This is a genomic window from Solicola gregarius (assembly GCF_025790165.1).
In the GTDB taxonomy this organism is placed as follows: Bacteria; Actinomycetota; Actinomycetes; order Propionibacteriales; family Nocardioidaceae; genus Solicola; species Solicola gregarius.
Map to the genome: position 1 here is coordinate 2,555,991 of NZ_CP094970.1, position 23,948 is coordinate 2,579,938.

At 67.1% G+C, this 23,948-nt stretch carries 24 protein-coding genes, 1 tRNA gene and 1 pseudogene; 16 read left to right on the top strand and 10 right to left on the bottom strand.

Translation table 11 applies throughout. The annotated features are described in order from the left end of the window. Positions 1–131: 131 nt before the first annotated feature. Entirely contained in the window at positions 132–458 is a 327-nt protein-coding gene (locus tag L0C25_RS12575; protein ID WP_271631991.1) for a nuclear transport factor 2 family protein, read from the bottom strand. A gap of 96 nt (positions 459–554) precedes the next feature. Here L0C25_RS12575 and L0C25_RS12580 point away from each other — a divergent pair, with 96 nt between their 5' ends. After that, positions 555–1,733 carry a low temperature requirement protein A gene (locus L0C25_RS12580; RefSeq protein ID WP_271631992.1) on the top strand — a complete coding sequence of 393 codons (1,179 nt, stop codon included), beginning with the start codon at positions 555–557 and terminating at the stop codon, positions 1,731–1,733. Between the two features lie 9 nt (positions 1,734–1,742). On the opposite strand, the gene L0C25_RS12585 is transcribed toward L0C25_RS12580, so the two are convergent. Further along, the gene (locus L0C25_RS12585) at positions 1,743–2,147 is read right to left on the bottom strand and encodes a RidA family protein (protein ID WP_271631993.1); all 405 of its coding nucleotides are present in this window, start codon (positions 2,145–2,147) and stop codon (positions 1,743–1,745) included. 211 nt (positions 2,148–2,358) lie between these two features. Between L0C25_RS12585 and tmk the strand changes: the two genes are divergently transcribed. The 3 genes from tmk (at position 2,359) to L0C25_RS12600 (ending at position 7,134) form a co-directional block, all read left to right on the top strand. Continuing rightward, complete coding sequence (gene tmk, locus L0C25_RS12590; protein ID WP_271631994.1) at positions 2,359–4,371, top strand: dTMP kinase; 2,013 nt, start codon at positions 2,359–2,361, stop codon at positions 4,369–4,371. Continuing rightward, on the top strand, positions 4,368–5,492 hold the full coding sequence (locus tag L0C25_RS12595; RefSeq protein ID WP_271631995.1) for a DNA polymerase III subunit delta': 1,125 nt from the start codon (positions 4,368–4,370) through the stop codon (positions 5,490–5,492). Before tmk ends, L0C25_RS12595 begins: the two co-directional genes overlap by 4 nt. A 91-nt stretch (positions 5,493–5,583) precedes the next feature. Continuing rightward, the gene (locus tag L0C25_RS12600; protein WP_271631996.1) at positions 5,584–7,134 is read left to right on the top strand and encodes an alpha/beta hydrolase; all 1,551 of its coding nucleotides are present in this window, start codon (positions 5,584–5,586) and stop codon (positions 7,132–7,134) included. Between the two features lie 91 nt (positions 7,135–7,225). Here the strand turns inward: L0C25_RS12600 and L0C25_RS12605 are convergent, their stop codons facing one another. Continuing rightward, positions 7,226–7,519 (bottom strand): chorismate mutase, encoded by a 294-nt coding sequence (locus L0C25_RS12605; protein WP_271631997.1) that lies wholly within the window; start codon positions 7,517–7,519, stop codon positions 7,226–7,228. An 89-nt stretch (positions 7,520–7,608) separates the two neighbouring features. On the opposite strand from L0C25_RS12605, the gene L0C25_RS12610 reads away from it, so the two are divergent. Then, a tRNA-Thr gene (locus L0C25_RS12610) sits at positions 7,609–7,684 on the top strand. Positions 7,685–7,733: 49 nt separating this feature from the next. Here L0C25_RS12610 and L0C25_RS12615 read toward each other — a convergent pair. After that, positions 7,734–7,892: pseudogene (locus L0C25_RS12615) on the bottom strand (hypothetical protein); the annotation flags it as partial. A 987-nt stretch (positions 7,893–8,879) separates the two neighbouring features. Next, positions 8,880–9,950: a flavin-containing monooxygenase gene (locus L0C25_RS12620; RefSeq protein ID WP_271631998.1), complete on the bottom strand. Its 1,071-nt coding sequence runs from the start codon at positions 9,948–9,950 to the stop codon at positions 8,880–8,882. A gap of 61 nt (positions 9,951–10,011) precedes the next feature. Between L0C25_RS12620 and L0C25_RS12625 the strand changes: the two genes are divergently transcribed. Next, positions 10,012–10,311 carry an ArsR/SmtB family transcription factor gene (locus tag L0C25_RS12625; protein ID WP_271631999.1) on the top strand — a complete coding sequence of 100 codons (300 nt, stop codon included), beginning with the start codon at positions 10,012–10,014 and terminating at the stop codon, positions 10,309–10,311. 4 nt (positions 10,312–10,315) lie between these two features. Here L0C25_RS12625 and L0C25_RS12630 read toward each other — a convergent pair whose 3' ends face one another. Next, positions 10,316–10,669: an ArsR/SmtB family transcription factor gene (locus L0C25_RS12630; RefSeq protein WP_271632000.1), complete on the bottom strand. Its 354-nt coding sequence runs from the start codon at positions 10,667–10,669 to the stop codon at positions 10,316–10,318. Positions 10,670–10,761: 92 nt separating this feature from the next. On the opposite strand from L0C25_RS12630, the gene arsB reads away from it, so the two are divergent. The 5 genes from arsB (at position 10,762) to L0C25_RS12655 (ending at position 14,814) form a co-directional block, all read left to right on the top strand. Beyond that, positions 10,762–11,859, top strand: a complete 1,098-nt coding sequence (gene arsB / locus L0C25_RS12635; RefSeq protein ID WP_271632001.1) for an ACR3 family arsenite efflux transporter — start codon at positions 10,762–10,764, stop codon at positions 11,857–11,859. Positions 11,860–12,022: 163 nt separating this feature from the next. Next, positions 12,023–12,433 (top strand): arsenate reductase ArsC, encoded by a 411-nt coding sequence (locus tag L0C25_RS12640; protein WP_456299992.1) that lies wholly within the window; start codon positions 12,023–12,025, stop codon positions 12,431–12,433. A gap of 226 nt (positions 12,434–12,659) precedes the next feature. Continuing rightward, positions 12,660–13,256: a hypothetical protein gene (locus tag L0C25_RS12645; RefSeq protein ID WP_271632003.1), complete on the top strand. Its 597-nt coding sequence runs from the start codon at positions 12,660–12,662 to the stop codon at positions 13,254–13,256. After that, positions 13,253–13,945, top strand: a complete 693-nt coding sequence (locus L0C25_RS12650; RefSeq protein ID WP_271632004.1) for a DUF4386 domain-containing protein — start codon at positions 13,253–13,255, stop codon at positions 13,943–13,945. The genes L0C25_RS12645 and L0C25_RS12650 overlap by 4 nt, the downstream gene beginning before the upstream one ends. A 131-nt stretch (positions 13,946–14,076) precedes the next feature. Continuing rightward, on the top strand, positions 14,077–14,814 hold the full coding sequence (locus L0C25_RS12655; protein WP_271632005.1) for a DUF4386 domain-containing protein: 738 nt from the start codon (positions 14,077–14,079) through the stop codon (positions 14,812–14,814). 52 nt (positions 14,815–14,866) lie between these two features. On the opposite strand, the gene L0C25_RS12660 is transcribed toward L0C25_RS12655, so the two are convergent. Next, complete coding sequence (locus L0C25_RS12660) at positions 14,867–16,042, bottom strand: epoxide hydrolase family protein (protein WP_271632006.1); 1,176 nt, start codon at positions 16,040–16,042, stop codon at positions 14,867–14,869. A 102-nt stretch (positions 16,043–16,144) separates the two neighbouring features. On the opposite strand from L0C25_RS12660, the gene L0C25_RS12665 reads away from it, so the two are divergent. Together L0C25_RS12665 and L0C25_RS12670 are read left to right on the top strand one after the other, a co-directional pair. After that, complete coding sequence (locus L0C25_RS12665) at positions 16,145–16,720, top strand: CGNR zinc finger domain-containing protein (RefSeq protein ID WP_271632007.1); 576 nt, start codon at positions 16,145–16,147, stop codon at positions 16,718–16,720. 55 nt (positions 16,721–16,775) lie between these two features. Beyond that, complete coding sequence (locus L0C25_RS12670) at positions 16,776–17,309, top strand: GNAT family N-acetyltransferase (protein ID WP_271632008.1); 534 nt, start codon at positions 16,776–16,778, stop codon at positions 17,307–17,309. A gap of 22 nt (positions 17,310–17,331) precedes the next feature. On the opposite strand, the gene L0C25_RS12675 is transcribed toward L0C25_RS12670, so the two are convergent. Both L0C25_RS12675 and L0C25_RS12680 read right to left on the bottom strand, forming a co-directional pair. Then, positions 17,332–17,916, bottom strand: a complete 585-nt coding sequence (locus tag L0C25_RS12675) for a dihydrofolate reductase family protein (RefSeq protein WP_271632009.1) — start codon at positions 17,914–17,916, stop codon at positions 17,332–17,334. A 79-nt stretch (positions 17,917–17,995) separates the two neighbouring features. After that, entirely contained in the window at positions 17,996–18,766 is a 771-nt protein-coding gene (locus L0C25_RS12680; RefSeq protein ID WP_271632010.1) for a helix-turn-helix domain-containing protein, read from the bottom strand. Between the two features lie 117 nt (positions 18,767–18,883). Here L0C25_RS12680 and L0C25_RS12685 point away from each other — a divergent pair, with 117 nt between their 5' ends. After that, the gene (locus tag L0C25_RS12685) at positions 18,884–20,281 is read left to right on the top strand and encodes an MFS transporter (RefSeq protein WP_271632011.1); all 1,398 of its coding nucleotides are present in this window, start codon (positions 18,884–18,886) and stop codon (positions 20,279–20,281) included. A 54-nt stretch (positions 20,282–20,335) separates the two neighbouring features. Here the strand turns inward: L0C25_RS12685 and L0C25_RS12690 are convergent, their stop codons facing one another. Then, positions 20,336–21,196 (bottom strand): sigma-70 family RNA polymerase sigma factor, encoded by an 861-nt coding sequence (locus L0C25_RS12690; RefSeq protein ID WP_271632012.1) that lies wholly within the window; start codon positions 21,194–21,196, stop codon positions 20,336–20,338. Between the two features lie 115 nt (positions 21,197–21,311). On the opposite strand from L0C25_RS12690, the gene L0C25_RS12695 reads away from it, so the two are divergent. Beyond that, a complete protein-coding gene (locus L0C25_RS12695; RefSeq protein ID WP_271632013.1) occupies positions 21,312–21,653 on the top strand; it encodes a VOC family protein in 342 nt (113 codons plus the stop codon). A gap of 139 nt (positions 21,654–21,792) precedes the next feature. Further along, the gene (locus L0C25_RS12700; RefSeq protein WP_271632014.1) at positions 21,793–23,937 is read left to right on the top strand and encodes an MMPL family transporter; all 2,145 of its coding nucleotides are present in this window, start codon (positions 21,793–21,795) and stop codon (positions 23,935–23,937) included. Positions 23,938–23,948: the final 11 nt, after the last annotated feature.

The window sequence follows — 23,948 nt, forward strand, 5'->3', positions numbered from 1 at the left end:
GCGTGAGACAACGAATCTCGGCGGTCTGGGTCGGCACACCTGGAGGACAACGTCGCGGCAGCGTCGCTACGACTCACTCCCGACGAGGTCGCTCGCCTCGACGGGCTCGGCTGACCGCTCGCTGCTCCGGGTCAGTGGTCGGTGATGCGCATCTCGCGTACGGAGTCGCCGTCGACGACGAACACGAACCGGCTCGGGCCCGTGAAGTGGTTGCTCGCCCAGTCGCCGTCGACGGTGACCGTGTCGCCGTCCTGCTGCACCGAGGTGGGCGTCAGGGTGCCTTTCGCGCCGATGAACTCGCCGTCGCTCCAGCCGCGGATCGCGTCGTGACCGTGGAACTCACGGCCCCAGTCGTTGACGACACCGTCCGCCGGGAAGTAGCCGAGGAATCGGTCGGTGTCGCCGTCATTGACGGCTCCGATGAAGCCTCGTACGGGCTGCGGGACGTTCTCCAACATCGCTGACCTCCGGGTCGGTTCCGAGACATCGCTCCGGCGAGCGCCTGAGCGCCCACGCTAACCCTGAGACCGGCGTACTCGCACTACGATGCCGACGTGCAGGAACGACGACTACGACTCGTACGCCCCGTCCGGCCGCGTGATCCCGACGAGGAGCACCGCGTCGCGACGCCGCTCGAGCTGTTCACCGACCTGTGTTTCGTGGTGGCGATCGCGCAGGCAGCGGCGTCGTTCCACCATGAGATCTCCCACGGCCACATTCTCGAGGGCGCGCTGTTCTTCGCGATGGCGTTCTGGGCGATCTTCTGGGCATGGCTGAACTTCACCTGGTTCGCGTCGGCGTACGACAACGACGACGTGACCTATCGCTGCCTCACCCTGCTGCAGATCGCGGGTTCACTCGTGCTCGCCGCCGGTATTTCGCAGTCGTTCGACGGCGACTTCACGCTCGTCGTGGTCGGGTACGTCATCATGCGCGTTGCGTTGGTCGTGCAGTGGGTACGCGCGGGCCGCAACGACCCGGACCACCGTACGACGGCGTACCGGTACGCCGTCGGCATCGTCATCATGCAGTGCTTCTGGATCGCGTTCCTGTTCTTCCCGGAGTCGATCGCTCTGCCCGCGTTCGTGCTCTTCGCCATCGGCGAGATGGCGGTTCCGGCGATCGCGGAGCGTGCGGGCGGAACCCCCTGGCACCCCGAGCACGTCGCCGAGCGGTACAGCCTGTTCTTCATCATCGTGCTCGGCGAGACGATCCTGTCGTCGACGGTCGCGATCCAGGAGTCGATCGACGCGGGCAACGCCGCGAGCGAGCTCACCGAGGTCATCGTCGGCGGCATCCTGATCGTCTTCAGCCTGTGGTGGCTCTACTTCAGCCGCGGCGACGCCGAGGTGCTACGCGGGCGGAGCGACGCCGCCAACATGACTTGGGGCTTCGGCCACTACTTCATCTTCGCGTCGGCCGCTGCGATCGGCGCGGGCCTCGCCGCCCGTGTCGACTACTACACCGACCACAGCGAGTCCGGTGGCATCGAGACGGCGTACGTGCTCGCGGTGCCCGTCGCCGTGCTGCTGTGCGGTCTGTACGTCCTGCGGCTGCGCCAGCATGACCCGAGCTGGCGCACGGCGGCCCCGTTGTTCGTTGCGGCGGCGGCCGTCCTCGTCGCGGCGCTCACACCCGTACCCGAGGTCGTGATCGGGCTGATCCTTGCGGCAGCGGTCGCGGCCGAGCTACTCAACCCGGCGGGAGTCGGCGAGCAGTACGTCGACGGCTGAGCCGCGCGGTCATCGGACCACTGCCGCGATCGCCGCGATCTCGACCAGCGCGCCGGGCACGCCGAGCCCTGCGACCATGGCGGCCGTCACCAGAGGGGGTTCGCCGCCCGTGTCGAGTGCGCCCGCGACGGCACCGTACGCCGCACCGACATCGACTCCGTCGACCAGCAGGATCGTGTAGGAGACGACGTCGGCCAGCGTCGCGTCGGCCGCCGCGAGGGCCGACTCGACGTTGGCAAGTGCACGTCTCGACTGTGCGGCGACGTCGTCGGGGTCGATGAGTGATCCGGTCGAGTCGACGGCGTTCTGCCCGCCGACATGGATCGTGGTGGCATTCGGCGGGATGACCGCGACATGGCTGAACGCCGGACTGTTGACCAACGCATCGGGGCTGAGGAGGGTGATCTCGTTCATGACTGCCCAGCGTAGAAGCGAAACCGGTCGATTGGTGTCCGGGTTCGGAGGCGTCTTCCCGCCACTGCTCATCCGAACCGAGTCAATCGAGGTCGAAGACGGTGCAGATCGCGTCGGTCAGGGCGTGCTTTGGTCTGCAAGCAAGAGACCAAACCCAGGCGGCGGGCAGAGCCGCGCCGACCTCGATGCGGCAGGGCATTAGGGTCGGTACGTGAGCGGGTCCGCCATCGACGATGTGAGCGCGACGGGTCTCCGGGCAATCTTTCGCATCCGGGACTTCCGGCGCATGTGGACCGCGCTCGGACTCGCGTCGCTCGCCGACTGGATGGGACTGCTGGCGATCACCGCGTTCGCCAACGACATCGCCGGAGGCGGGTACGCAGAGAAGAACTTCGCGATCGCTGGAGTGCTCTTCCTGCGGGTGCTCCCTGCCCTCGTGATCGGTCCGCTCGGCGGGTACATCGCAGACCGGCTCGACCGGCGTACGACCCTCGTGGTCGGCCTGGTGCTGCGGGGTGCCTGCTTCGCGAGCATCCCGCTGGTCGGCACCCTGTGGTGGCTGTTCGTCGCGACGGTGCTGATCGAGGCCGTCAATGCCGTGTGGCTGCCGACCAAGGACGCCACGATCCCCAACCTCGTACCCACCGAACGGCTCGAGGACGCCAACCGGGTCAACCTCGCCACGACATACGGCTCGGCGCTTCCCGCAGCCGCGCTGTTCATCATCGTCGCCGACATCACCGAGCTGCTCTCGACGTACGCCGGCTGGACGACGGGCACCTCGGCAGACCTGACGATGTACGTGATCGCCGTCGGATTCCTCGCCGGGGGCGCGGTGTGCCAGACGATGCGCGACATCCCGCGCGGGTCATCGATCGCCGCGGAGGACCAGGCCGGTCTCGTCCGCACCATCCTCGACGGGTGGGCGTACATCCGTGACACCGACGTCGTGCGCGGTCTCGTGGTCGGCATCGTCGGCGCGTTCGGCGCCGGCGGAGTGGTCATCGGGCTCGGTCGGGTGTACGCGACCGACCTCGGGGCGGACGACGCCGGTTATGGCGTGCTGTTCGGCTGCGTGTTCCTCGGACTCGGCACCGGGATGTGGCTCGGTCCGCGTACGCTGCCGCGAGTGTCGCGGCGTCGGCTGTTCGGGCTGGGGCTGATCGCCGCCGGGGCGACCCTCGCCGTCATCTCGCTGATCGGCAACATGGTGCTCGCGGCCGTCCTCGTCGTCGTGCTCGGCTACTTCGCCGGCATCTCGTGGATCACCGGATACACGTTGCTCGGGCTCGAGGTGGCCGACGACGTACGCGGGCGGACGTTCGCGCTCGTACAGTCGCTGATCCGGATTGCGCTCGCGTTGGTGCTCGCGCTCGGCCCGGCGGTCGCCGGGTTGATCGGCGCCCACAGGTGGCGCATCACCGATCACGCGTCCCTCACGTACAGCGGCGCGCAGTTCACGTTCCTGATCGCGGCGGCCGTTGCGGTCGTTGTCGGGGTGAGCGCCTATCGTCGGATGAACGACCGACCAGGGGTGACGTTGCGAGAAGAACTGACCGGACCGCCGCCGCGTGGCCGATACAGCGAGCGGGGCACGTTCGTCGCGCTCGAGGGCGGCGAGGGTGCCGGCAAGTCGACGCAGGCGCGGCTGCTCGCGGATGCGCTGCGCGACGGCGGGTACGACGTGCTGCTCACCCACGAGCCGGGTGACACCCCCGTCGGCGCGACGCTGCGCAAGATCCTGCTCGACGTCGAGACCGGCACGCTGTCGCATCGCACGGAGGCGTTGCTGTACGCCGCAGACAAGGCGGAGCACGTCGACACGGTCGTGCAGCCCGCGCTCGACGCGGGCAAGGTCGTCATCACCGACCGCTATGTCGACTCCGCGCTCGCGTACCAGGGCGCCGGACGCGAGCTGACCCGTGACGAGGTCGAGGACGTGACGCGATGGGCGACCGCGCAGCTGCGTCCGCATCTGACGGTGCTCCTCGACGTCGAGCCCGACGTCGGGTTGGGGCGCTTCGACTCGCCCGACCGGCTGGAGTCCGAGCCGGTCGACTTCCACACCCGCGTACGCGACTCGTTCCGCGAGCTGGCGGCCGCCGATCCCGAGCACTATCTCGTCGTCGACGCGCATGGCTCGCGCGACGAGATCGCCGCGGCCGTACGCGCCCGGCTGGAGCCGCATCTCGCACGTGCGGTGCGTCGGCAGGAGCAGTCGTGAGCGTCTGGGACAACCTCGTCGGGCAGGGCCCGATCGTCGAGCTGCTGCAACGCTCGATCGAGCGCGACATGACCCACGCCTGGCTGTTCACTGGCCCTCCGGGCTCGGGGCGGTCGAACGTCGCGCGTGCGTTCGCGGCCGCGCTGCAATGCGAGTCGGGCGGCTGCGGCGAGTGCAACGCCTGTCGTACGGCTCTGTCGGGCGCCCATCCCGACGTCACACTGGTCCGCACCGACCGGTTGAGCATCGAGGTCGACGAGGTCCGCGAGCACGTACGCAGCGCGGCGTTGCGGCCGTCGTCCGGGCATTGGCAGGTGCTGATCGTCGAAGATGCCGACCGGCTCACCGAGAAGGCCGCCGATGCGCTGCTCAAGACGCTCGAGGAGCCGCCGCCGCGTACGGTCTGGATGTTGTGCGCGCCGACGGCGGAGGACGTCATCGTGACGATCCGCTCGCGGTCCCGCCAGATCGTGTTGCGTACGCCGCCGTCCCGGGAGGTCGCGGCGATGCTCGTCCGTCGTGACGGTGTCGAAGAGTCCGTGGCACTCGAGGCGGCCCGGGCCGCGCAGGGCCACGTCGGACGCGCACGCGCCCTTGCCACCAACGATGCCGTACGCGCGCGGCGGCGCGAGGTGCTGGCGATCCCGTCGTCGCTGTCCGGGCTCGGAGCGTGCTTGAGTGCCGCGCAGAACCTCAACGACGCGGCTCAGGCGCACGCCACCGAGCGGGCCGACGATCTCGATGGTCGCGAGCTTGCCGATCTCCGTACTGCTTGGGGGGTCGAGGACCGCGGGCGACGGCCCGCCGGCTACCAGGGAAACCTCTCGTCGCTCGAGAAGGACCAGAAACGGCGGCGTACGCGGATGGCCCGCGACGCGATCGACGGCGGGTTGATCGACCTGATGTCGCTGTACCGCGATGTCCTGTCGGTGCAGCTCGGCGCCGACACCGAGATGGTCAACGCCGACCTCGCCTCGTCGGTTGCCGAGCTGGCCGCGCGGGGCACGCCCGAGGCGACGCTCGCCCACCTCGACGCGATCCTCGAGTGCCGCGAGGCGCTCACCGCGAACGCCGCCCCGCTGCTCGCCCTGGAGCGGCTGATGATCCGGCTGGCCCGCTGACGCCTGTGGATATCTCGACCGAATTATTCGCGCCCACCTATGTTGTGAGACGCAGCCGCTTGTCTGGCTGAGCCCTATCTCGAGGAGACCGATGCCTTCACGCCGCCGTGCCCGGATCGCCGCCGGGCTGTTGCTGGTGACCCTGGTCGCGGCTGGGTGCACCGACGACGACTCGCCGTCGGCCGACCCGTCGTCGGATCCGACGACCGCCGAGACCGAGACGCAGCCGGCCGACTCCGGCGTGCCGGCCGAGCTGCGCCCGTACTACCGGCAGCAGGTCGACTGGTCGTCCTGTTCACAAGGCGACTGCGCGACCGTGAAGGTGCCGGTCGACTACGCCGAGCCGGGCGGCGAGACCACCGAGCTGGCTCTTGCCCGACGTCCCGCCGACGATCCCGACAAGCGTCTCGGCACGCTGTTCATCAACCCCGGGGGGCCGGGCGGGTCCGGCATCGACTACCTCCAGACGTTCACCGACCAGGCCAGCGACGATGTGCTGGCGCGCTACGACATCATCGGATTCGACCCGCGGGGAGTGGGCACGAGCGACCCCGTCGAGTGTGTCGACGACGAGGAGCTCGACAAGATCGTCGCGGCCGACCCCGATCCGGACACGTCGGCGGAGACGAAGGCGTACGTCGACTCCGTCGTCTCGATGGGCAAGGGGTGTCTTGCCGGGTCCGGCGCGCTCGCCGAGAACATGTCCACGATCGACGTCGCGAAGGATCTCGACGTGCTGCGCGGGCTCGTCGGCGACGAGTTGCTGACGTACGCGGGTGCCTCGTACGGCACGTTCATCGGCTCGACGTACGCAGAACTCTTCCCCAAGAAGGTGGGGCGCATGGTGCTCGACGGCGCGATCGACCCGAGCCTGTCGCTGCGGGAGGCGACGATGGCGCAGGCCGGTGGCTTCGAGGGTGCGCTGCGGGCGTACGCCGAAGACTGTGTGAGTGGAGGCGAGTCGTGTCCGCTCGGCGACGACGTCGACGCGGGCATGCAGAAGATCGGCGACTTCCTCGAGAAGCTCGATGACTCGCCGGTCGAGACCGGTGACACGAACCGCCCGCTCACCCGGTCGCTCGCGTTCTACGGCATCGCGCTCCCGCTCTACGACGAGCAGGCCTGGCCGGCGCTGAGCCAGGCGCTCGGCAACGCGTTCGGCGGTGACGGGGCGCTGCTGCTCCAGTACTCCGACCTCTACTTCGACCGCACCTCGGGCGGCTACGAGAGCAACCAGTTCGAGGCGCAGTCGGCGGTCAACTGCCTCGACACCTCCGAGGACGTCTCACCCGCCGATATCCGCAAGGCCGTGCCCGCGTACGAGAAGGCGGCCCCGGTGTTCGGCGAGATCTTCGCCTGGAGCGAGCTGACCTGCGGGCAGTGGCCGATCGAGTCGGCCCACAAGCCCCTCGATATCGACGGCTCGGGCGCCGCGCCGATCCTCGTCGTCGGTACGACCCGCGACCCGGCCACACCGTACGAGCAGGCGGTGTCGCTGGCGAAGGAGCTCGACTCGGGCGTCCTGCTCAGCCGCGACGGCGACGGCCACACCGCCTACCACCGCGGCAACGCCTGCATCGACGAGACGATCGACGCGTACCTCCTCGACGGCGACGTACCCGACGACGGCAAGGAATGCTGACCCGTTCGCCCTCCCCGCCTGCCCGCTGGGCCGCACGTTTCGGCCCCAGATTTCGCGATTTTGGGGCTGGAATGTGCGGCTCACGGGGCCGTCAGCCGCGGATCGCCTCGTGGTGGCGGATGACCTCGCCGATGATGAAGTTGAGGAACTTCTCCGCGAACGCCGGGTCGAGGTCGGCGTCGTGCGCCAGCTCGCGCAGCCGCGCGATCTGGCGCGCCTCCCGCTCGGGATCTGCGGGCGGCAGGTCGTGGTCGGCCTTCAGCCGGCCGACCCGCTTGGTGCACTTGAACCGCTCCGCGAGCAGGTGCACGAGGGCCGCGTCGATGTTGTCGATACTCGAGCGAATCTCCTCGAGCTCGGCGAGGGCGTCGTCGGGCTTTGTCACAGTACGTGAGTCTACGGGTCGTACTCAGGAGCCGATTTAGGTCTCCCGGACCGGCATGGGTATGATCGTGCGCTGTTGCTCGGCAACGCGCCGCCTTAGCTCAGTCGGCAGAGCGTCTCACTCGTAATGAGAAGGTCGTCGGTTCGATTCCGACAGGCGGCTCCACGCCTTTGCGCAGGTCAGGAGCCTGTTTCCGCAGCGCCGCCGAGGCGTGTCCGAGGATGCGTTGTACGACCTTCGGATCGGCCCCGGCACCGAGCCACACGGATGCGGCGGTGTGGCGTAGGTCGTGAATGCGGACGCCGACGAGACCGGTGTTCTTCTTGGCTGTGGTAGGGCCTGGCGGAGTGACCGTGGAGCCCCGTCCCCGCATCGGTCCAGTCTTCGGGCTCCGCTCCACGCGTCAAGGGCGGCTTCGCCGTCACGGCGTGATCGAACAAATTCGACCCTTGACCCGCTCCGCTCCGACCTACGAGCGGTACCTATGCGGGGAAGGGGCAGGTGTGCTCGACGCAGGCGGGACCACGGGCGGTGCGGTGGCTCGACCTGCGAACATACGGCCCATGGACTGGTCCGAATATCTGGCCGTTACGACGGCTGCGGCTACCGTTGCGACCGCGATCGCTACCAGCGTGACACTCTGGCTTCGTCAGCGAGATCGACCAGAGGCCGAGTGGCAACTCCGCCAGACCGGCGCATGGATCCCCGGCATGTACGAGGGCATAGCGCCGCAATACGCCGGGTTGTACGTCTCCGAGTTCGAAGTAACGAATACCGGCGATGGCGCTGCTTACAAGGTTCGGGCAACAGGGGAGAACTGCTACGTGAGGCTCCAGTATCCGGAACTCGACCGGCGCCGCATGGCGAACGTATCTCCGGTGCCCCACTTTGTTCCCGTGGTGCAGCCCGGTGACGTCTTCGGCATCGTTGTTATGACGCACGGTGCCATGTTCGAAGCGTCCTCTTGGCTAAGGACCGAAGCAGTTCAGGCGCCAACACGGCTAGGGCGCACGATCGTTGATGTAATCCCGTTTCGCGAAGTCCGACCAATGTCGATGCAAGACGCGGAGCCTGTGGGTGCCAATGACGCCGATGAGATTCGGTATCGAGAACTGCGGTGGTGGCAGCGAGGTCAGGCGCTACGTCAGCGGATGTCGAGGGGTGCAGGTAGGCAAGTCGTGCCCGTGCCACGAAACGGCGACGAGCGATGGACCGATGGCTGGACGAGGTACAACAAGCCGCAGTGCGAGGATCAGGCGAGTAGGCGGAACTCCGGTTCGGTACGAAGGTATAGAGATCGGGCGTGGTCGCGAGCACCCATTGAACGCGCACTGCCCCGGTCGAGGACTCCGTGAGCGGCTCAGCCTCCGACGACAGCGGAGGCGCCGCTGGCGTACGCGACCAGCGGCGGGACGACGTACGCGGCATCGGCGCCCACGCCGCGCAGCGTGTTGGACGCGAACGAACGTTGAAACTCCAGGCCGAGGTAGACCAGACCCGGATGCGTTGTGGAGATTCCGCCGGTGTGGCGTGGCAGTCCGTTCTCGTCGAGCGCTCCCAGGTCGCGAAGGTATCCGAGGCTCGGTAGGTAGCCGGTCGCGAGGATGACCGTGTCGACCGGCTCGTGCGTGCCGTCGGGCCACACGACTCCGTCGTCGTCGAACCGCCCGAACATCTGTCGGCGCTGAAGTGCTCCGGAGGCGTACGCGGCGCCGTACACGCCGTCGTCGGAGACGAGCGGGCCGGAAACGATGCGGGCGAGCCACTCCGGTGGCAGCCGGTCGAAGCCGGTGACATCGGTCCAGTAATGCACGTCGTGCCCGTCGTGGACCTGGGGCAGGAACCGGACGGGCTCGAGGGTGGCGAGCGTGACGTCGGCGTGCTCGGTCAGCTCGTGCGCCACCTGGATCGCGGAGTTGCCGCCGCCGACCACGACGATGCGCTGCCCGGCGTACTTGGTCGGCTCGCGGTAGCCGGCGACGTGCAGCACCTCACCCGTGAACCGCTCGCGGCCAGGTATCGGCGGCTGGAACGGGTTCGAGAACGAGCCCGAGGCGGCGACTATGCCGCTGGCAGGCAGTGCTTCGCCGTCGGCGGTGTGCACGACGAACTCGCGACCATCGGACTCGACCCGCTCGACCCGAGTCCGCGTGCGGATCTCCACGTCCAGCGATGCGGCGAACCGCTCAAGGTACGCGACTACCTCGTCCCGATGCGGGTAGTGGTCAGGGTCGCCGGGGAATGCCGCCCCGTCGAGCGCGCTGTACTGTGCGGGTGAGAAGACCGAGAGGCTGTCGTAGTAGTCGGGCCAGGAGCCGACCGCACGAACTCCGGCTTCGAGGACGAGCGGCTGCAGGCCGCGGTCGCGAACATGGCGGGCGGCGACGAGGCCGGACTGGCCGCCGCCGACGATAACGATGGGTGTGTTCATGAGAGGAACATATCGTCATTTCGTAATATGATCAAATGACGTTCTGAGTTAGGATGGCCCCATGAGCGAGGTAGGCGTCGAGTTGGAGGAGTCGACCAATGACTTCCTCAAGGCGCTCGCCAGTCCCGCGCGCCAGCAGGTGATGTTCCTGTTCGCGGGCGGGGCTGAGCTATCGGTCGGCGATGTGGCTGAGCGGGCCGGAATCGGACAGTCGACCGCATCGCAGCAACTCGCATTGCTTCGCCGCGGGCACATCCTCACCTCGCGACGCGAAGGCAAGACGGTCTTCTACCGTGCCGACAGCCAGGGCACGGCCGCCGTGCTCGACAACCTGCAGGCGTATCTGCGGTCGTGTTGCTGAGCGGTCAGGCTTGGGTGCTGAGTACGCCGGCGAGCGTATCGAGGCGCTCGGGCACGACGGAATAGAACGCCCAGACGCCGCGCTGCTCGCGTTCCAGCAGGCCGGCGCCCACCAGCACCTTGAGGTGGTGCGACACCGTCGGCTGGCTCAGCCCGAGGGGTTCGTTCAGGTCGCACGCGCACGCTTCGCCGCCCTCATGTGACGCAATGATCGACAGCAGCCGCAACCGCGCCGGGTCGGCGACGGCCTTGAACGTGCGGGCGAGATCGGCCGCCTCGTCAGCGGCGATCGGTGTCGCGGTGAGCGACGTGGCGCACGTAGCTGAGTGATCCGTGATCTCGATGTCGACGGCGGGCATGTCTCCAGTATGCCCATCACATTGACAGCCGTCGATGTCCCCGCTCATGCTGGACACATCGACGTCCATCAATGTAGCGAGGTTTCCAGCCGATGACCGATGCCCTGGACGCCGAGTATCCGCAGGCCGAGGTCATCGCACGACTGTCCCGCCTCGACCGGCTCCTGCCCGTCTGGATCATCGCCGCGATGGCGCTCGGACTGGTCCTCGGGCGAGCCGTCCCCGGTCTCGACGCCGCACTCAACGCGATCGAGGTCGGCTCGGTCAGTCTGCCGATCGCGATCGGCCTGCTGCTGATGATGTACCCGGTCCTCGCGAAGGTCCGATACTCCGAGACGTCTCGCGTCACCGGCGACCGCAAGCTGCTCGCCGCGTCGCTGGTGTTGAACTGGCTGGCCGGTCCGGCGCTCATGTTCACGCTCGCCTGGCTCCTCCTTCCCGATCTGCCGGAGTATCGCACCGGCCTGGTGATCGTCGGTCTCGCGCGGTGCATTGCGATGGTGCTGATCTGGAACGACCTCGCGTGCGGCGACCGCGAAGCCGCAGCCGTCCTCGTGGCGATCAACTCCGTCTTCCAGATCGTCGCGTTCGCCGCACTCGGCTGGTTCTACCTGCAGGTGCTTCCGGCCTGGCTCGGACTCGCCACCACCAGCGTCGAATTCTCCGCCGGCGCGATAGCCCTCAGCGTTCTCGTCTTCCTCGGCATCCCACTGCTCACCGGCTACCTCACCCGCACGATCGGCGAACGCGCCCGCGGACGCGAGTGGTACGAGAGCCGCTTCCTGCCACGTATCGGCCCAATTGCGCTGTACGGACTGCTGTTCACCATCGTCATGCTCTTCGCCCTGCAAGGCGACGCCATCACCAACCAGCCACTTGATGTCGTACGCATCGGATTGCCGCTGCTTGCGTACTTCGTCCTGATGTTCGCCACGTCCTGGGCGCTCGGCACACGCCTTCGCCTCGGCTACGCCAAGACCACTACGCTCGCGTTCACCGCGGCAGGCAACAACTTCGAACTCGCCATCGCGGTCGCCATCGGCACCTTCGGCGTTACCTCAGGCGAAGCACTCGCTGGCGTCGTCGGCCCACTCATCGAGGTGCCCGTCCTGGTCGCACTCGTCTACGTCGCCCTCTGGCTTCGCAACCGCGACACCCTCACCAGGTCAACGCAGAGGATCGACCAATGACGACGCCCGATGAGTCACGTCGCGCGGAGTTGCCGGGTCTCCACAACCACCAAGCCTCGCTCACCGCGATCGTCGACGACCTCGCACCGCAACGTACCTGCCCGTGCTCGCCGGCCACTTCGCCCGCGAACGCCTCATCGCCATCGCTCAAGCCGAGGGAGCCATCATGCCCACCATCCCCGAAGTCCTCTTCGTCTGCGTCCACAACGCAGGCCGCTCCCAGATGGCAGCGGCTCTGCTCGACCACCACGCACAGGGTCGGGTTCACGTACGCTCCGCAGGGTCACAACCGGCAGACCAGCTCAACCCCGCTGTCGTTGCAGCAATGGCCGAGATGGGTCTCGACATCTCCAAGGAGTTCCCCAAACCGCTCACCGACGACGTCGTCCGCGCCGCCGACGTCGTCATCACGATGGGCTGCGGCGACGCCTGCCCGATCTACCCCGGCAAGACATACCTCGACTGGCAGCTCGACGACCCTGCCGGAAAGGACATCGATGACGTACGCCCGATCCGCGACCAGATCGAGGCGCGCGTCAAGGCCCTCATCGCCGAGCTGACAACCGGTACGTGAGCCCGTCCGCGCAACGATCCAGTCTTCGGCCTCCACTCCACGCGTCAAGAGCGCCCTCGGCGTCCCTTCGTGATGGCGCAAGCACCACCCTTGATCCGCTCCGCTTCGAGACCGTCGTCGCCCGACCGTGCACCAGGGAAGCCGAACCGAGTCCCTTTCGTTGTTCGGCCGCGGTACGCGGCTGGGGGGACGACACTGGGTGCTCCAAGGCGAAGGACGGCGCGGCATGGAATCCCAGACCGGCGCAGCGGTACGGGCGGCACGCCGCTTGTGGCTCTGGCCGATCGCGATCCTGCTCGGGTTCCCGATTGGCGGGGGTGTCGCTGACCTGACCGTGGACGGTGTCGATTCGGTCGGCGCTGCACTGATTGCGGGCGTGATCGCGGGAGTGATCATCGGAGCAGCTGAATGGTTCGCGCTTCGGCGCTGGGTCTCGTGGCTCTGGCTTCCGGCCACGAGCGCGGGCATGGCCGTGGGCCTCGCCTCAGGCGCAGCGCTGGTCGACTACGGGATCGGCCGCGGCGATCTGGCCATCATGGGTGCCGTGACAGGACTTGGGGTGGGGGTACTTCAGATGATGGCGCTCACATTGTCAGGGCATCCGATCTCGGGTGCAATCGCGTGGGCGGTGGCGAATCCTCCTGCCTGGGCGCTCGGTTGGTTCGTGTCGTCGTACGTCATCTCGAGAAACATAGATGAGCGGTTCCCGAACTTCGGCGCGAGCGGAGCGCTGGTATTCGGATTGCTGACCTGGCTGCTCCTCGCAGTGCTACTCAGTCGGTCATCCGCGGGTCGATCGGAATCGGGCACGGCGTCGCGGTGAACACCGAGCGCACAACCGGCACGCTCCTCGTGCTCTTGCCGCTCGCTTTCAACCTGTGCTTCTTCCTGCTCGCGCGTAGCTTCGACTACCCGGACGTCCTCCGCCGCCCCACCGCCGATGTTCTTACCCGATTTCGTGCCGGTGGCGCGCGTCTACTGCTCTTGTGGTGGGTATTCGCGCTGACTGCGGTCCTGCTTGCTCCGGTGGCGGTTCTCCTCGCAGTCGCCATGGTCGGCGCCGATCGGGGCGTAGTCGCGGTCGCGGCGACAACAGGGGTGTTGGCGGGCACCGTGCAGTTCCTGGGTCTGGTTCGCTGGCCGTTCCTCGTTCCCTATCTCGCACGAGTCGACGGCGACCCCGACGCCAGCCTTGCACGTCGCGAAGCCGTCGATGTCCTGTTCCAAGCTCTCAACCGCTATCTCGGCGTTGCGGTCGGTGAGCACCTCGGCTATCTCTTCACGGGCGGCTGGAGCGTTCTCTCCGGAGTCGCGCTAATTCAGTCCAGCAACGCACCAGGGTGGCTCGGCATCGCCGGGATCATCGTCGGCAGTCTGCTCATGATGTGCTCGGTGGAGTTCGTCGGCAGCTTCGAGCGACACGGCTGGAGAGTAGCCGCGGTAATGACCCCGATCGCGTACATCGCGTGGTCCCTATGGCTAGTCGCCGTCGGAATCGCCCTACTCCTGTAGGTGGTCCAGGTGACCAACGGTCGGCCAAGAGCCACCCGACCGTGGCGGCGTCCAACAATCTGCATTCCTGCCCCGGCTGAGAACGTCCCTGGGATCGTTGACGACAAGGCGCGACGTCAGAGGAGTCCGATATGAGCGCACACAGAAGGACCGCCCTTATCGCGGGAGTCTTCTTCGCCTTCACCTTCATCGCGTCCATCCCGGCGCTTCCGCTCTACGACTCAATCGTGAACGACACCGACTACATACTCGGTTCGGGCTACGACACACGCGTGGCATTCGGGGCATTGGGCGAGATCGTCACGGCCATCGCCGGCGTCGGAACCGCCGTCGTGCTGTTCCCCATCGTCAAACGGCAAAGTGAAGCACTCGCGCTCGGGTACGTCGCCGTACGCATCGTCGAGTCCACGATCATCGTGGTCGGGCTGATGAGTCTCCTGGCAGTCGTCACGCTCCGAGACGAACTCGGCGCCGGCGCAGGATCCGAAACAGTTGTCGTGGCGGGGCAATCGCTGGTCGCGTTACATGACGCAACGTTCCTTCTCGGGCCTGCGTTCTGCGCTGGCATCGGCAATGGCATTCTGCTCGGCTACCTGATGTACAAGTCCGGGCTCGTACCACGTCGAATGGCCCTGATCGGCCTCATTGGCGGCCCGTTAGCGTTGATCACAGCAACAGCCGTGCTTTTCGGAGCGTGGGAGCAGCTATCCGGGATCTCCTTCTTGTTCACACTCCCAGAGATCGTCTGGGAAGCCTCGCTCACGATCTGGCTCATAGCGAAGGGATTCCGGCCCTGCCCGATCCTCGATCAGGATGCGCCGCCCGAATCGCAGCCGACGTCACCGCCACGACGCGCATCCACCACATGACCCGGCGACCGCGACTGTGTAGTGAGAAGGTCGTCGGTTCGGACCTCCTGGTTCACCGATCGGCCGCCAGCACCGCCGCGAGGCCAGCTTGTAGATCCTTGACGAAGTACGCGGGAACCTCCAGCGACGGGAAGTGCCCTCCGCTTTCGGGCGACGTCCATCGGACGATCTGTCGGTACCGCTCCTGTGCCCATGCGCGCGGGGTGCGCGACTCGATGTCGCGGGGATACATGGTGATTGCCGACGGGACGTCGACCCGAAGCTCAGGGTCGAGCGAGTTGGGGCTTTCGTAGTAGATGCGGGCCGCGGATGCGCCGGTCCGCGTCAGCCAGTACAGGGTGACGTCGTCGAGAATCCTGTCTCTGGAAATCGTCTCGAACGGGCTGTCGTCGGTGTCCGACCACTCGGCGAACTTGTCGAGGAGCCAGGCAAGAAGCCCGACCGGTGAGTCGACGAGCGAGTAGCCGATGGTCTGCGGTCGGGTCGCCTGCTGCTTCGCGTACGCCCGGTGGTGGCGCCAGAAGTCGCTGGTTTCCTCGGTCCGTTCGCGCTCGGCCGCCGTCAGCCCTTCCGTGGTCAACCCGGTCGGTGCCAGGGCGAACGTCGTGTGGATGCCGAGAACGTGCGCCGGGAATCTGCCGCCGAGGACGGTGGTGACGTTGCCTCCCCAGTCACCGCCGTGTGCCGCGAACTTCTGGTAGCCGAGCCTCCCCATCAGTTCCACCCATGCGGCCGCGATCTTCTCGATTCCCCACCCGGTGGTGGCGGGCTTGTCGCTGTAACCGAATCCCGGTAGCGACGGGACCACGACGTGGAACGCCGGCGCGTCGGCAGTTCTCGGATCTGCCAGCTCGTCCACGACATCGATGAACTCAGCAATGCTGCCCGGCCAGCCGTGCGTCAAGATCAGCGGAGTGGCGTCTGCGCGCGGGGATCGGCGGTGCAGGAAGTGGATTCCCAGACCGTCAATGGTCGTGCGGAACTGGCCGATTCGGTCAAGGCGCTTTTCGAACGACCGCCAGTTGTACTCGGTACGCCAGTAGTCCACGACGTCGACGAGGTCGGTGAGGGGAACGCCCTGGTCCCATCGGCGAGGGTCCGGCGCGGCGCGATAGACCGTCTCGGCTTCGGGCAGCCGCGCCGCGGCCAGTCGCGCGCGCAGATCGTCGAGGTCAGCGTCGGAGGCGTGGGCAACGAATGCTTGCACCTCGCTGGTGAGACGGGGCATGAGACCTCCTGGCCATCGCGGATCCGGTGCGTACGGTTGCGAACCGGCTAAGACGGTTCTAACACACTGCCTCGCCGGCGTGCAACCGGCTAAGGTGGTTCCATGCGTGCAGAGTTCCCTGACTTCCGACTCGGCAACGTGCTGGCGACCAGCTTCACGGCGACTCTGACGGAGCGTCACGGCGACGCTGTGGAGCGCATTCCCACGCCGCAGCGACTCGTCGACTGGCTGGCAGTGAGCGGCCTCGCCGTGGACTCCTGCACCACCGCCCAGCTCGAACGCAGTTGGGAACTGAGGGAGTCGATTCACGCCGCCGCGACGGCGACCGCGACCCACGACTCACTCCCTGCGTCTGCCCTCCGCACCATCAATGACTGCAGCATTCAGGGTGGGGCCGCGGCTGTCCTGACGCCCGAGAGACATCGGCAATGGCGACTGAGCTCGGCTTCCCGCGTAGAAGATGCCCTCAGCGTGATCGCCGCCGACGCGATCAGCATCATCGCGGGCGAGCGAGACGGAAGGATGGCCTTGTGCGCGTCGCCGACTTGCCAAGCCGCCTTCTTCGACACCAGCCAGAGTCGCACCCGCAAATGGTGTGACATGAACACGTGCGGGAATCGTCAGAAGAAGGCGCGCTTCAATGCGAAGCAGCGCAAGAGCCCCGCATCGGCGCAGTGACCCTCTGATCATCCGGGTGTACGGTCCGGCCGAGTTCTGAGAGAAGGGTTGATGCATGTCGGACACCGAGAGGGTCGTGGAGATTCGCGGGTCGCGCGTGACTCTTGCCCGGTTTCGGACGAGCGACTTCGACGCGGTGCACGCGTTCGCGTCGGACCCCGTGGTCTGCCAGTTCACGACATGGGGACCCAATACCGCCGAGGACACACACGCGTTTATAGCCGAGGCGACCGCACGGATGAACGACGGTTACCTCCTTGCGGTCGTCCTTGATGAGGACGTGGTCGGCTCGGCGGCCGTCTGGACTACCAGCCAAGGCGACCGGACAGGAGAGTTCGGGTACACAATTCGCCGCGACTGCTGGGGCCGCGGCTTGGGAACCGAAGCGGCGACGCTGCTGATGCGGCTCGGATTCGACCGCCTGGGATTGGAGCGCCTGGCTGCGACGTGCGCACCGGACAACATTGGTTCCATCCGGGTCCTGGAGAAGGCGGGCCTGCGCCGCGAGGGACTTCTCCGTGGACACGTCCTACTCCGGGGTCAACGGCGGGACTCTCTCGTCTTCGGGCGTCTCGTCACGGATACGTGAAGGTGCGCACGTCTGGACGCTGTCAATCGCCCCGCAGGTACGTCACCAGCACAACGCCGCTTGGAGAGGTATCGGTCTTTGCGAGGTCGAAGTGGGCGAGATGCGCCTGGTCGTCGAACATGCGCTTTCCCGATCCGAGGATCACCGGAAACACGAGTAGCCGATACTCGTCGACCAGATCGCATGCAGCGAGCGACCCGACGAGCGTTCCAGACCCAAGGACGAGCAGGTCACCCGATGCCTGCTCCTTCAGCTGCCGCACGCCCCGGTGCGTTTCGTCGTTCGCGATGCGCTCGGAGTTGTGCCAACGCAGCGTCGCAGAACGGGAGACGACGTACTTCGGCAGCCGGTTCATCGCCGCGACTGCAGGCTCACTCTCATCCGCGGTCGACCATGCCTCGGCGAGGATCGCGTAGGTTCGGCCACCGAGCAACAAGCCGCTGGCCGACACGGTTGCGCGCCGCATGAAGTCGGCAACCGAATCGTCGCTGTACGGCGTGACCCATCCGCCGTTTGTGAAGCCGCCATCATCATCCTCATCGGCCGACAGCGGCGACTGGATAACACCATCGATACTCGTAAAGTTCGTGACCACTACCCGCGCCATGCATTACCTCCGTGCCAACGTTGCTTGGACAGAATCGAGACGGGTCGTAGGCGCCGATGTCATCGGGGTTTCGACGTCGTCAGGCGAGCAGGGCGCGTACGCGGCCGGGGGTGTGGCCGAGCTCGCGCCGCATCGTGCGGGTGAAGTGTGCTTGGTCGCTGAAGCCGAGGGCGTACGTGAGGTCGGCGAGGTTCGTTTCGCCGTCGTCGATTCGTTGCAGGGCGCGGCTGATCCGTACGCGATTACGGTATCGGCTCACGGTCATGCCCACGTGGTGCCGGAACGTGCGGCTCAGGTGGGACGGGGACGTCTCCAGCAGGTGCGCCAATGCGACCAGGTTGGTGCCGCCCTCATCCGCGAGCAATGCGTCCCTGGCGCGATCTGCGAGGTCGTGGCGCCCGGGCGCCGGTATCTCGTCGGGCTCGCGGCGAAGAGCCAGCCGCAGCAGCTCCACCACGGCCTCGACGCCGGCGAAGGACGGATCTGCGTCCGTACGCAGGAGCGCGCGGTGCGCCAGCTCGAGTCGCGCGTCCACGCGGACTGCGGGAGAACGGACCGCCTCGACACCCGCGGTCAGAGCGTCGCCGGGCAGAGTGATCGACGTGCATACGTCGCCGCCTGCGGGGTGGGCGAAGCGGGCCTCCTGCCCCGGCTGGTTCAGATAGCCAGTGGTCGGGTCGGCCGTCATCCGCCGGCCGCGGGTATCGAGCCGGAACCTGCCTCGCCGGACCAGGATCATCTGGGTGGCGGACGTCGTCTCGGCAGGGGACCAGCGTGCGTGGTCATCGGAGCATTCCACCGTCCGGACCACGAAGTGCCGATTCGCAACCACTCGTCTCGTCGTACGCACAGAGCCGAACCTACCGTCACGCACCGACACTCCACTGTCCACCGACACTGTCCGTCGACCGGTGCACCCGCAGATTCGTTCAAGACTGCCAGTCGCGTTCGATCGATGCTCGGAGGCGTGGTCAGTCACCCTCCGCTCGTCGCTACCGCCACCCGTCGCGGCTCGATGTTGGCCGTATTGCTCACCGGGCAGGTCATGGTCTCCATGGACGGATCGATCGTGTCCGTTGCCGCGCCGACGATTCGTGCCGGGCTGCACGCGAGTGGTGCGGAGATCCAGTTGCTCGTGTCGAGTTATCTACTCACCACCGGCGTCCTGTTCGTCACCTGCGCGCGGCTCGGCGACGTCATCGGATATCGACGCGCGTTCCTGATCGGTCTCGGCTGGTTCACCGGAGCCTCGCTGCTGTGCGGGGTGGCCCTCGACCCGACGATGTTGATGCTCGCCCGCGTGGCTCAAGCGATCGGCGCCGCATTACTGATGCCGCAGGTCTTCTCGCTCATCCACCGTCACTGGGAGGGCGCTGCGCGGCGGAGGGCGATCGGCGTCTACAGCATGGTCCTCGCCCTCGGCGTCGCGATCGGACAGCTGGTCGGCGGGCTGGTCGCCCAGGTTGACCTGTTCGGGCTCTCCTGGCGGCCGGTCTTCCTGATCAACGTTCCGGTCGGCGTGGTCGTGTTCTGGATCGGTTCGCGGGTTCTACCGCGCGCGCGTACGGACGGACAAGCTCGTCTCGACCTCGCCGGGGTCGCGCTGTTGACCGTGGCCATGACCGCGCTCACCCTCCCGCTCATCTTCGGCCCGGACCACGGGTGGCCGGCGTGGACCTGGCTCACTCTGGCGTTCGGAGCAGTGCTGTTGACCGTCTTCGTGCGGTACGAATCCACGGCACGGCAGCCGGTGTTCGACCTGGCGGCGCTGCGACCGAACGGGGTGAAGCCGGGGTTGGCCTCGTGTTGCATCGTCATGGGCTGCTACACCGTGTTCGTACTCACGCTGACCCTGCATCTGCAGTCCGAACTCGGATACACGCCGCTCCAGGCGGGACTCGCTTTCGTCCCGTACGCTCTCGGTTTCGGCACGCTCAGCCTGAGTTGGAACCACTGCCCACGCCGGCTGCAGAGCGCCATGCCGATCGTGGGTCCCTTGGCCTTCGCGGCAGGCACGACCGTGTCCGTGCTCCTCATCCGAGAGGATGCGCACCCGTCGATCTTCCTCCCGTTCCTGCTGATCGCCGGCGCCGGGCACGCGGCCGGGTACAGTCCGCTGATCGCGCAGGTCACCTCGTTGGTGGAGTCCCGATTCGCTTCGGCGATCTCGGCAATGAACGCCACTGGGCCTGTGCTCGCGGAGGTGCTCGCGGTCGCCGGACTCGGTACGGTCTACTTCGCGGCTTCGTCCTCCGCAGACGGCTTGCTCATGGTCGCTGCCGCGATCGCGGCGCTTCTGGTGATTGCGACGACGTGCGCCGCCCTGGCGACGAGGTCGCCTGGCCGCACGAGCACCCATAGGTGATCCGGTCCTGCGGCGGCACGATTTCCTGGATTCCTCGTACGACAGGTGCCGGCGTCAGCTCACTTCGCCGATGTCGAGTGCGGCGAGCACCTCGGGGTCGGCGAGCAGCTCGATCTCGGTGATCCGGCTTCCGTCGACGGTGAAGGCGAATGCGACCTTGAGCTCGCCGTGCGTCGACCAGGTGGCGCCGGCGTACCCGTCGATGGCGACCAGCCGCGCCCCCAGAGCGCGGCCGGAGAACGTTCGGGCGACCGCCGTCGCGCCGGTCGTGACGCGCGCAGACCCCATGGTGACGGCGGCGCCGTCCGCGCGGATGACGACATCGGGGTCGAGCAGGTCGACGAGCTGCTGAAGGTCGCCGTTTCGTGACGCGGAGAGGAATGCGTCGACGATCTTTTGCTGGGTACGCCGGTCGGCCGCGCTGCTCGTGGCCTCCGGCCGCTGCACGCGGCGCCGGCCCCGGCTGGCGAGCTGCCGGACCGCCGTATCCGAGCGACCCATGACGGAAGCGACCTCCTCGAACGGCATCGCGAACAGGTCATGCAGTACGAACGCCAACCGCTCCGCCGGCGACAGCGTGCTCAGCAGGATGTGCACCGCAGACCCGACCTGATCGGCGAGCACTGCGTCGGTCTCGGGGTCGGGGGTATCCGTGGGCAGGTCGGAGTGTCCCTCCATCGGGCCTTCGCGTCGGCTCGCCTGGGAGCGCAGGTAGTCGAGGCAGATCCGCGAAACGACCGTGGTGAGCCATCCGCCGAGGTTGGCGATCGTGCTCACGTCGGCGCGCTCCAGCCGCAGCCATGCCTCCTGCACGGCGTCGTCTGCCTCGTGCACGGAGCCGAGCATCCGGTACGCGACGGCGCGCAGGTGCGTGCGATGGCCCTCGAAGGCATCGGCGAGCTCCTCGTCGTTCATCTCACCCATCCTCGCGTCACACCGGCTCCATTCTCGTGTCACAACTGCCTGTCGGCATCCGTCATCTCCCTGACGCGCCACCTGGCGCGATCGTGACATCTCCAGGAGGAACCCCATGACCATTGGACTCAAAACCGTGCTCTATCCGGTACGTGACCTCGCCGCCGCCAAGCCGGTCTTCATTGCGCTGCTCGGCGTCGAGCCGTCGATGGATGCGTCGTACTACGTCGGCTTCGACGTCGCCGGCGAACACGTCGGCCTCGATCCGAACGGCCATGCCAAGGGAATGACCGGGCCGCAGGCATTCTGGCGCGTGCCCGACGCCGCCGCGTCGGTCGACGAGCTGGTCGCGGCCGGCGGCACGGTGCGCCAGCCCGCCCAGGACGTCGGTGGCGGCGCCATCACCGCTGTGATCGACGACGTCGACGGCAATCCGATCGGCATCATCCAGGGCTGACGATCGGGTGAAGGGCACCGCGCCAGAAACCTGACCCGCGACAGTCACATCGGTCGTTCGCCGATCGTCAGGGCTGCAAGCGACGAGCTTCGTCGATCGGTCACCCGGGGGGTGGCCCACATTCGAGAGGATTTGGGATATGCGCCGTTGGGCGGAGTTCGTACTGACCCACCGTCGGTGGGTTGTCTCGTTCTGGGTACTCGTCGCCATCGTGGGAGCAACGGTTTCCGGTGCCGTCTCCGAGCGGCTCACGTACGACTACTCGCTGCCGGGGGAGCCCGGAAGCGAGACGGCCGAGAAGATCGACGCGCACCTCGGGAACGGTGGCAAGAACGCGCCGTACCTCGTGTCGGTGACGGTTGCCGACGGAGAAACGATCGACGCGAAGGCGGCCGCCGTTGCCGAAACATTCGACACGGTAGCGGCGGAGGTGCCCGACGTACGCGTGCTTGACGAGGCCAACACAGGCGACGATGCATTTCGTACGAAGGACGGCCAGACGTCATATGCGATGGTGTTCTGGCGGTTCGACACGTCGCCGGCGGCCGAGCGTCCGACCGAGGCGATCCGTGCTGCCGCCGAAAGCGGGAAGCCGGCGGGTAGCACCGTCGGCGTGACCGGTATGGACGAGCTCGCTACCGGTGCCTCGGAAGAGGGCGGTGCCGGCGTGCTGGCGGAGACCCTGATCGGTGGTCTGGGCGCGCTTGCCGTACTGGCCTTCGTATTCGCATCGATGCTCGCGTTCCTGCCGCTGGTCGTTGCGGCAGTATCGATCCTGGCGACGTTCGTCATGCTGCTGCCGTTGACGTATCTGAGCGACTACTCGGCGTTGGTGCAGTTTCTCATCGCACTCGTCGGTCTCGGGGTCGCGATCGACTACTCGTTGCTGCTGGTGACGCGCTGGCGCGAGGAGCGCGATCACGGACTCGAGAATCACGACGCTGTACGAGCAGCCATGCAGAGCGCGGGTCGCTCGGTGATGTTCAGCGGACTCACGGTCGCGATCGGCCTGCTGTCGTTGGTCGTTCTGCCGGTGCCGTTCATGCGAAGCGTGGGCATCGGCGGTGCGCTGGTCCCACTCGCGAGCGTCGCTACGACGCTGAGCCTGACGCCGGCGATCCTCGCGGGCATCGGCCCACGGGTCGACTGGCCGAAGATCCGGCGCGAGGACCGCGCGAGCAGGGCGTGGCAGGCGTGGGCGGCGAAGGTCGTCCGGGTACGTTGGGTCGCCGCCGGAGTCTCCATGGCCGTGTTGCTCGCGTTGCTCATCGGCCTGTTCGGCATGAAGATCGGCCAGTCGTCCAGCGACTCGCTTGCCAAGAGCGGCCCCGCGTACGAAACCCTGCAGACCCTCGAGGACGGCGGCGTGACAACGGGCAGCCTGACACCGATCGAGGTGCTCGTCGCGACCGATGACGCCCAGGCGGCGGCCGAAGAGCTCGCCCAGGTGGACGGCGTCGACCGTGCGCTTGTCTCGACCGACGAGTCGAGCAATCGCGATGGGAGCTCGGTCGTCGTCGTCGTTCCCGCAGAGGAGACCGTCAACTCGAAGAGTGTCGATGTCGTCGAGCGGGTGAAGGATCGGTCCGAAGGTCTACCCGGTGTTGTCGGCGTGGCCGGCGTCGGCGCCGCCCAGCTCGACTTCATGAGCGCGGTGTACGGCAACTTCCCGCTGATGCTCGCGCTCATCGCAATGCTCACGTTCGTACTGCTGGCCCGCGCCTTCCGCTCGCTGCTGCTGCCGCTGAAGGCCGTACTTCTCAACCTGTTGTCGCTCGGCGCGACGTACGGGCTGACGGTGCTGTTCTGGCAATATGGCCTGGGTTCCGAGGCGCTGTTCGACATCTCCGAGACCGGGGCGATCACGTTCTGGATCCCGCTCGTCGTATTCGCGTTCCTGTTCGGCCTGTCGATGGACTACGAGGTGTTCATCCTGGCGCGGATGCGCGAGGAGTACGACAAGACCGGCGACACCGATCGCGCCGTCATCGAGGGCATGGGGCGTACCGGCCGGCTCGTCACGAGTGCCGCGCTCATCCTGTTCCTCGCGTTCGCGGCGCTCGCGTCCGGGCCGGGCACCGACCTGAAGGTGATGGCGACCGCCCTGGGCTTCGGCATCCTGCTCGACGCGACGCTCATCCGTGCGGTACTGGTACCGGCGACCGTGTCGCTGTTCGGGAAATGGAACTGGTACCTCCCCGTATGGGCCGCGAGGCTGTTGCGGGTTCCTGCGTCATCGTCGCGCGCCGCGCCCGAGCAGGTTGACGCTCACGTCGGCGTCTGACGGCGCATCGC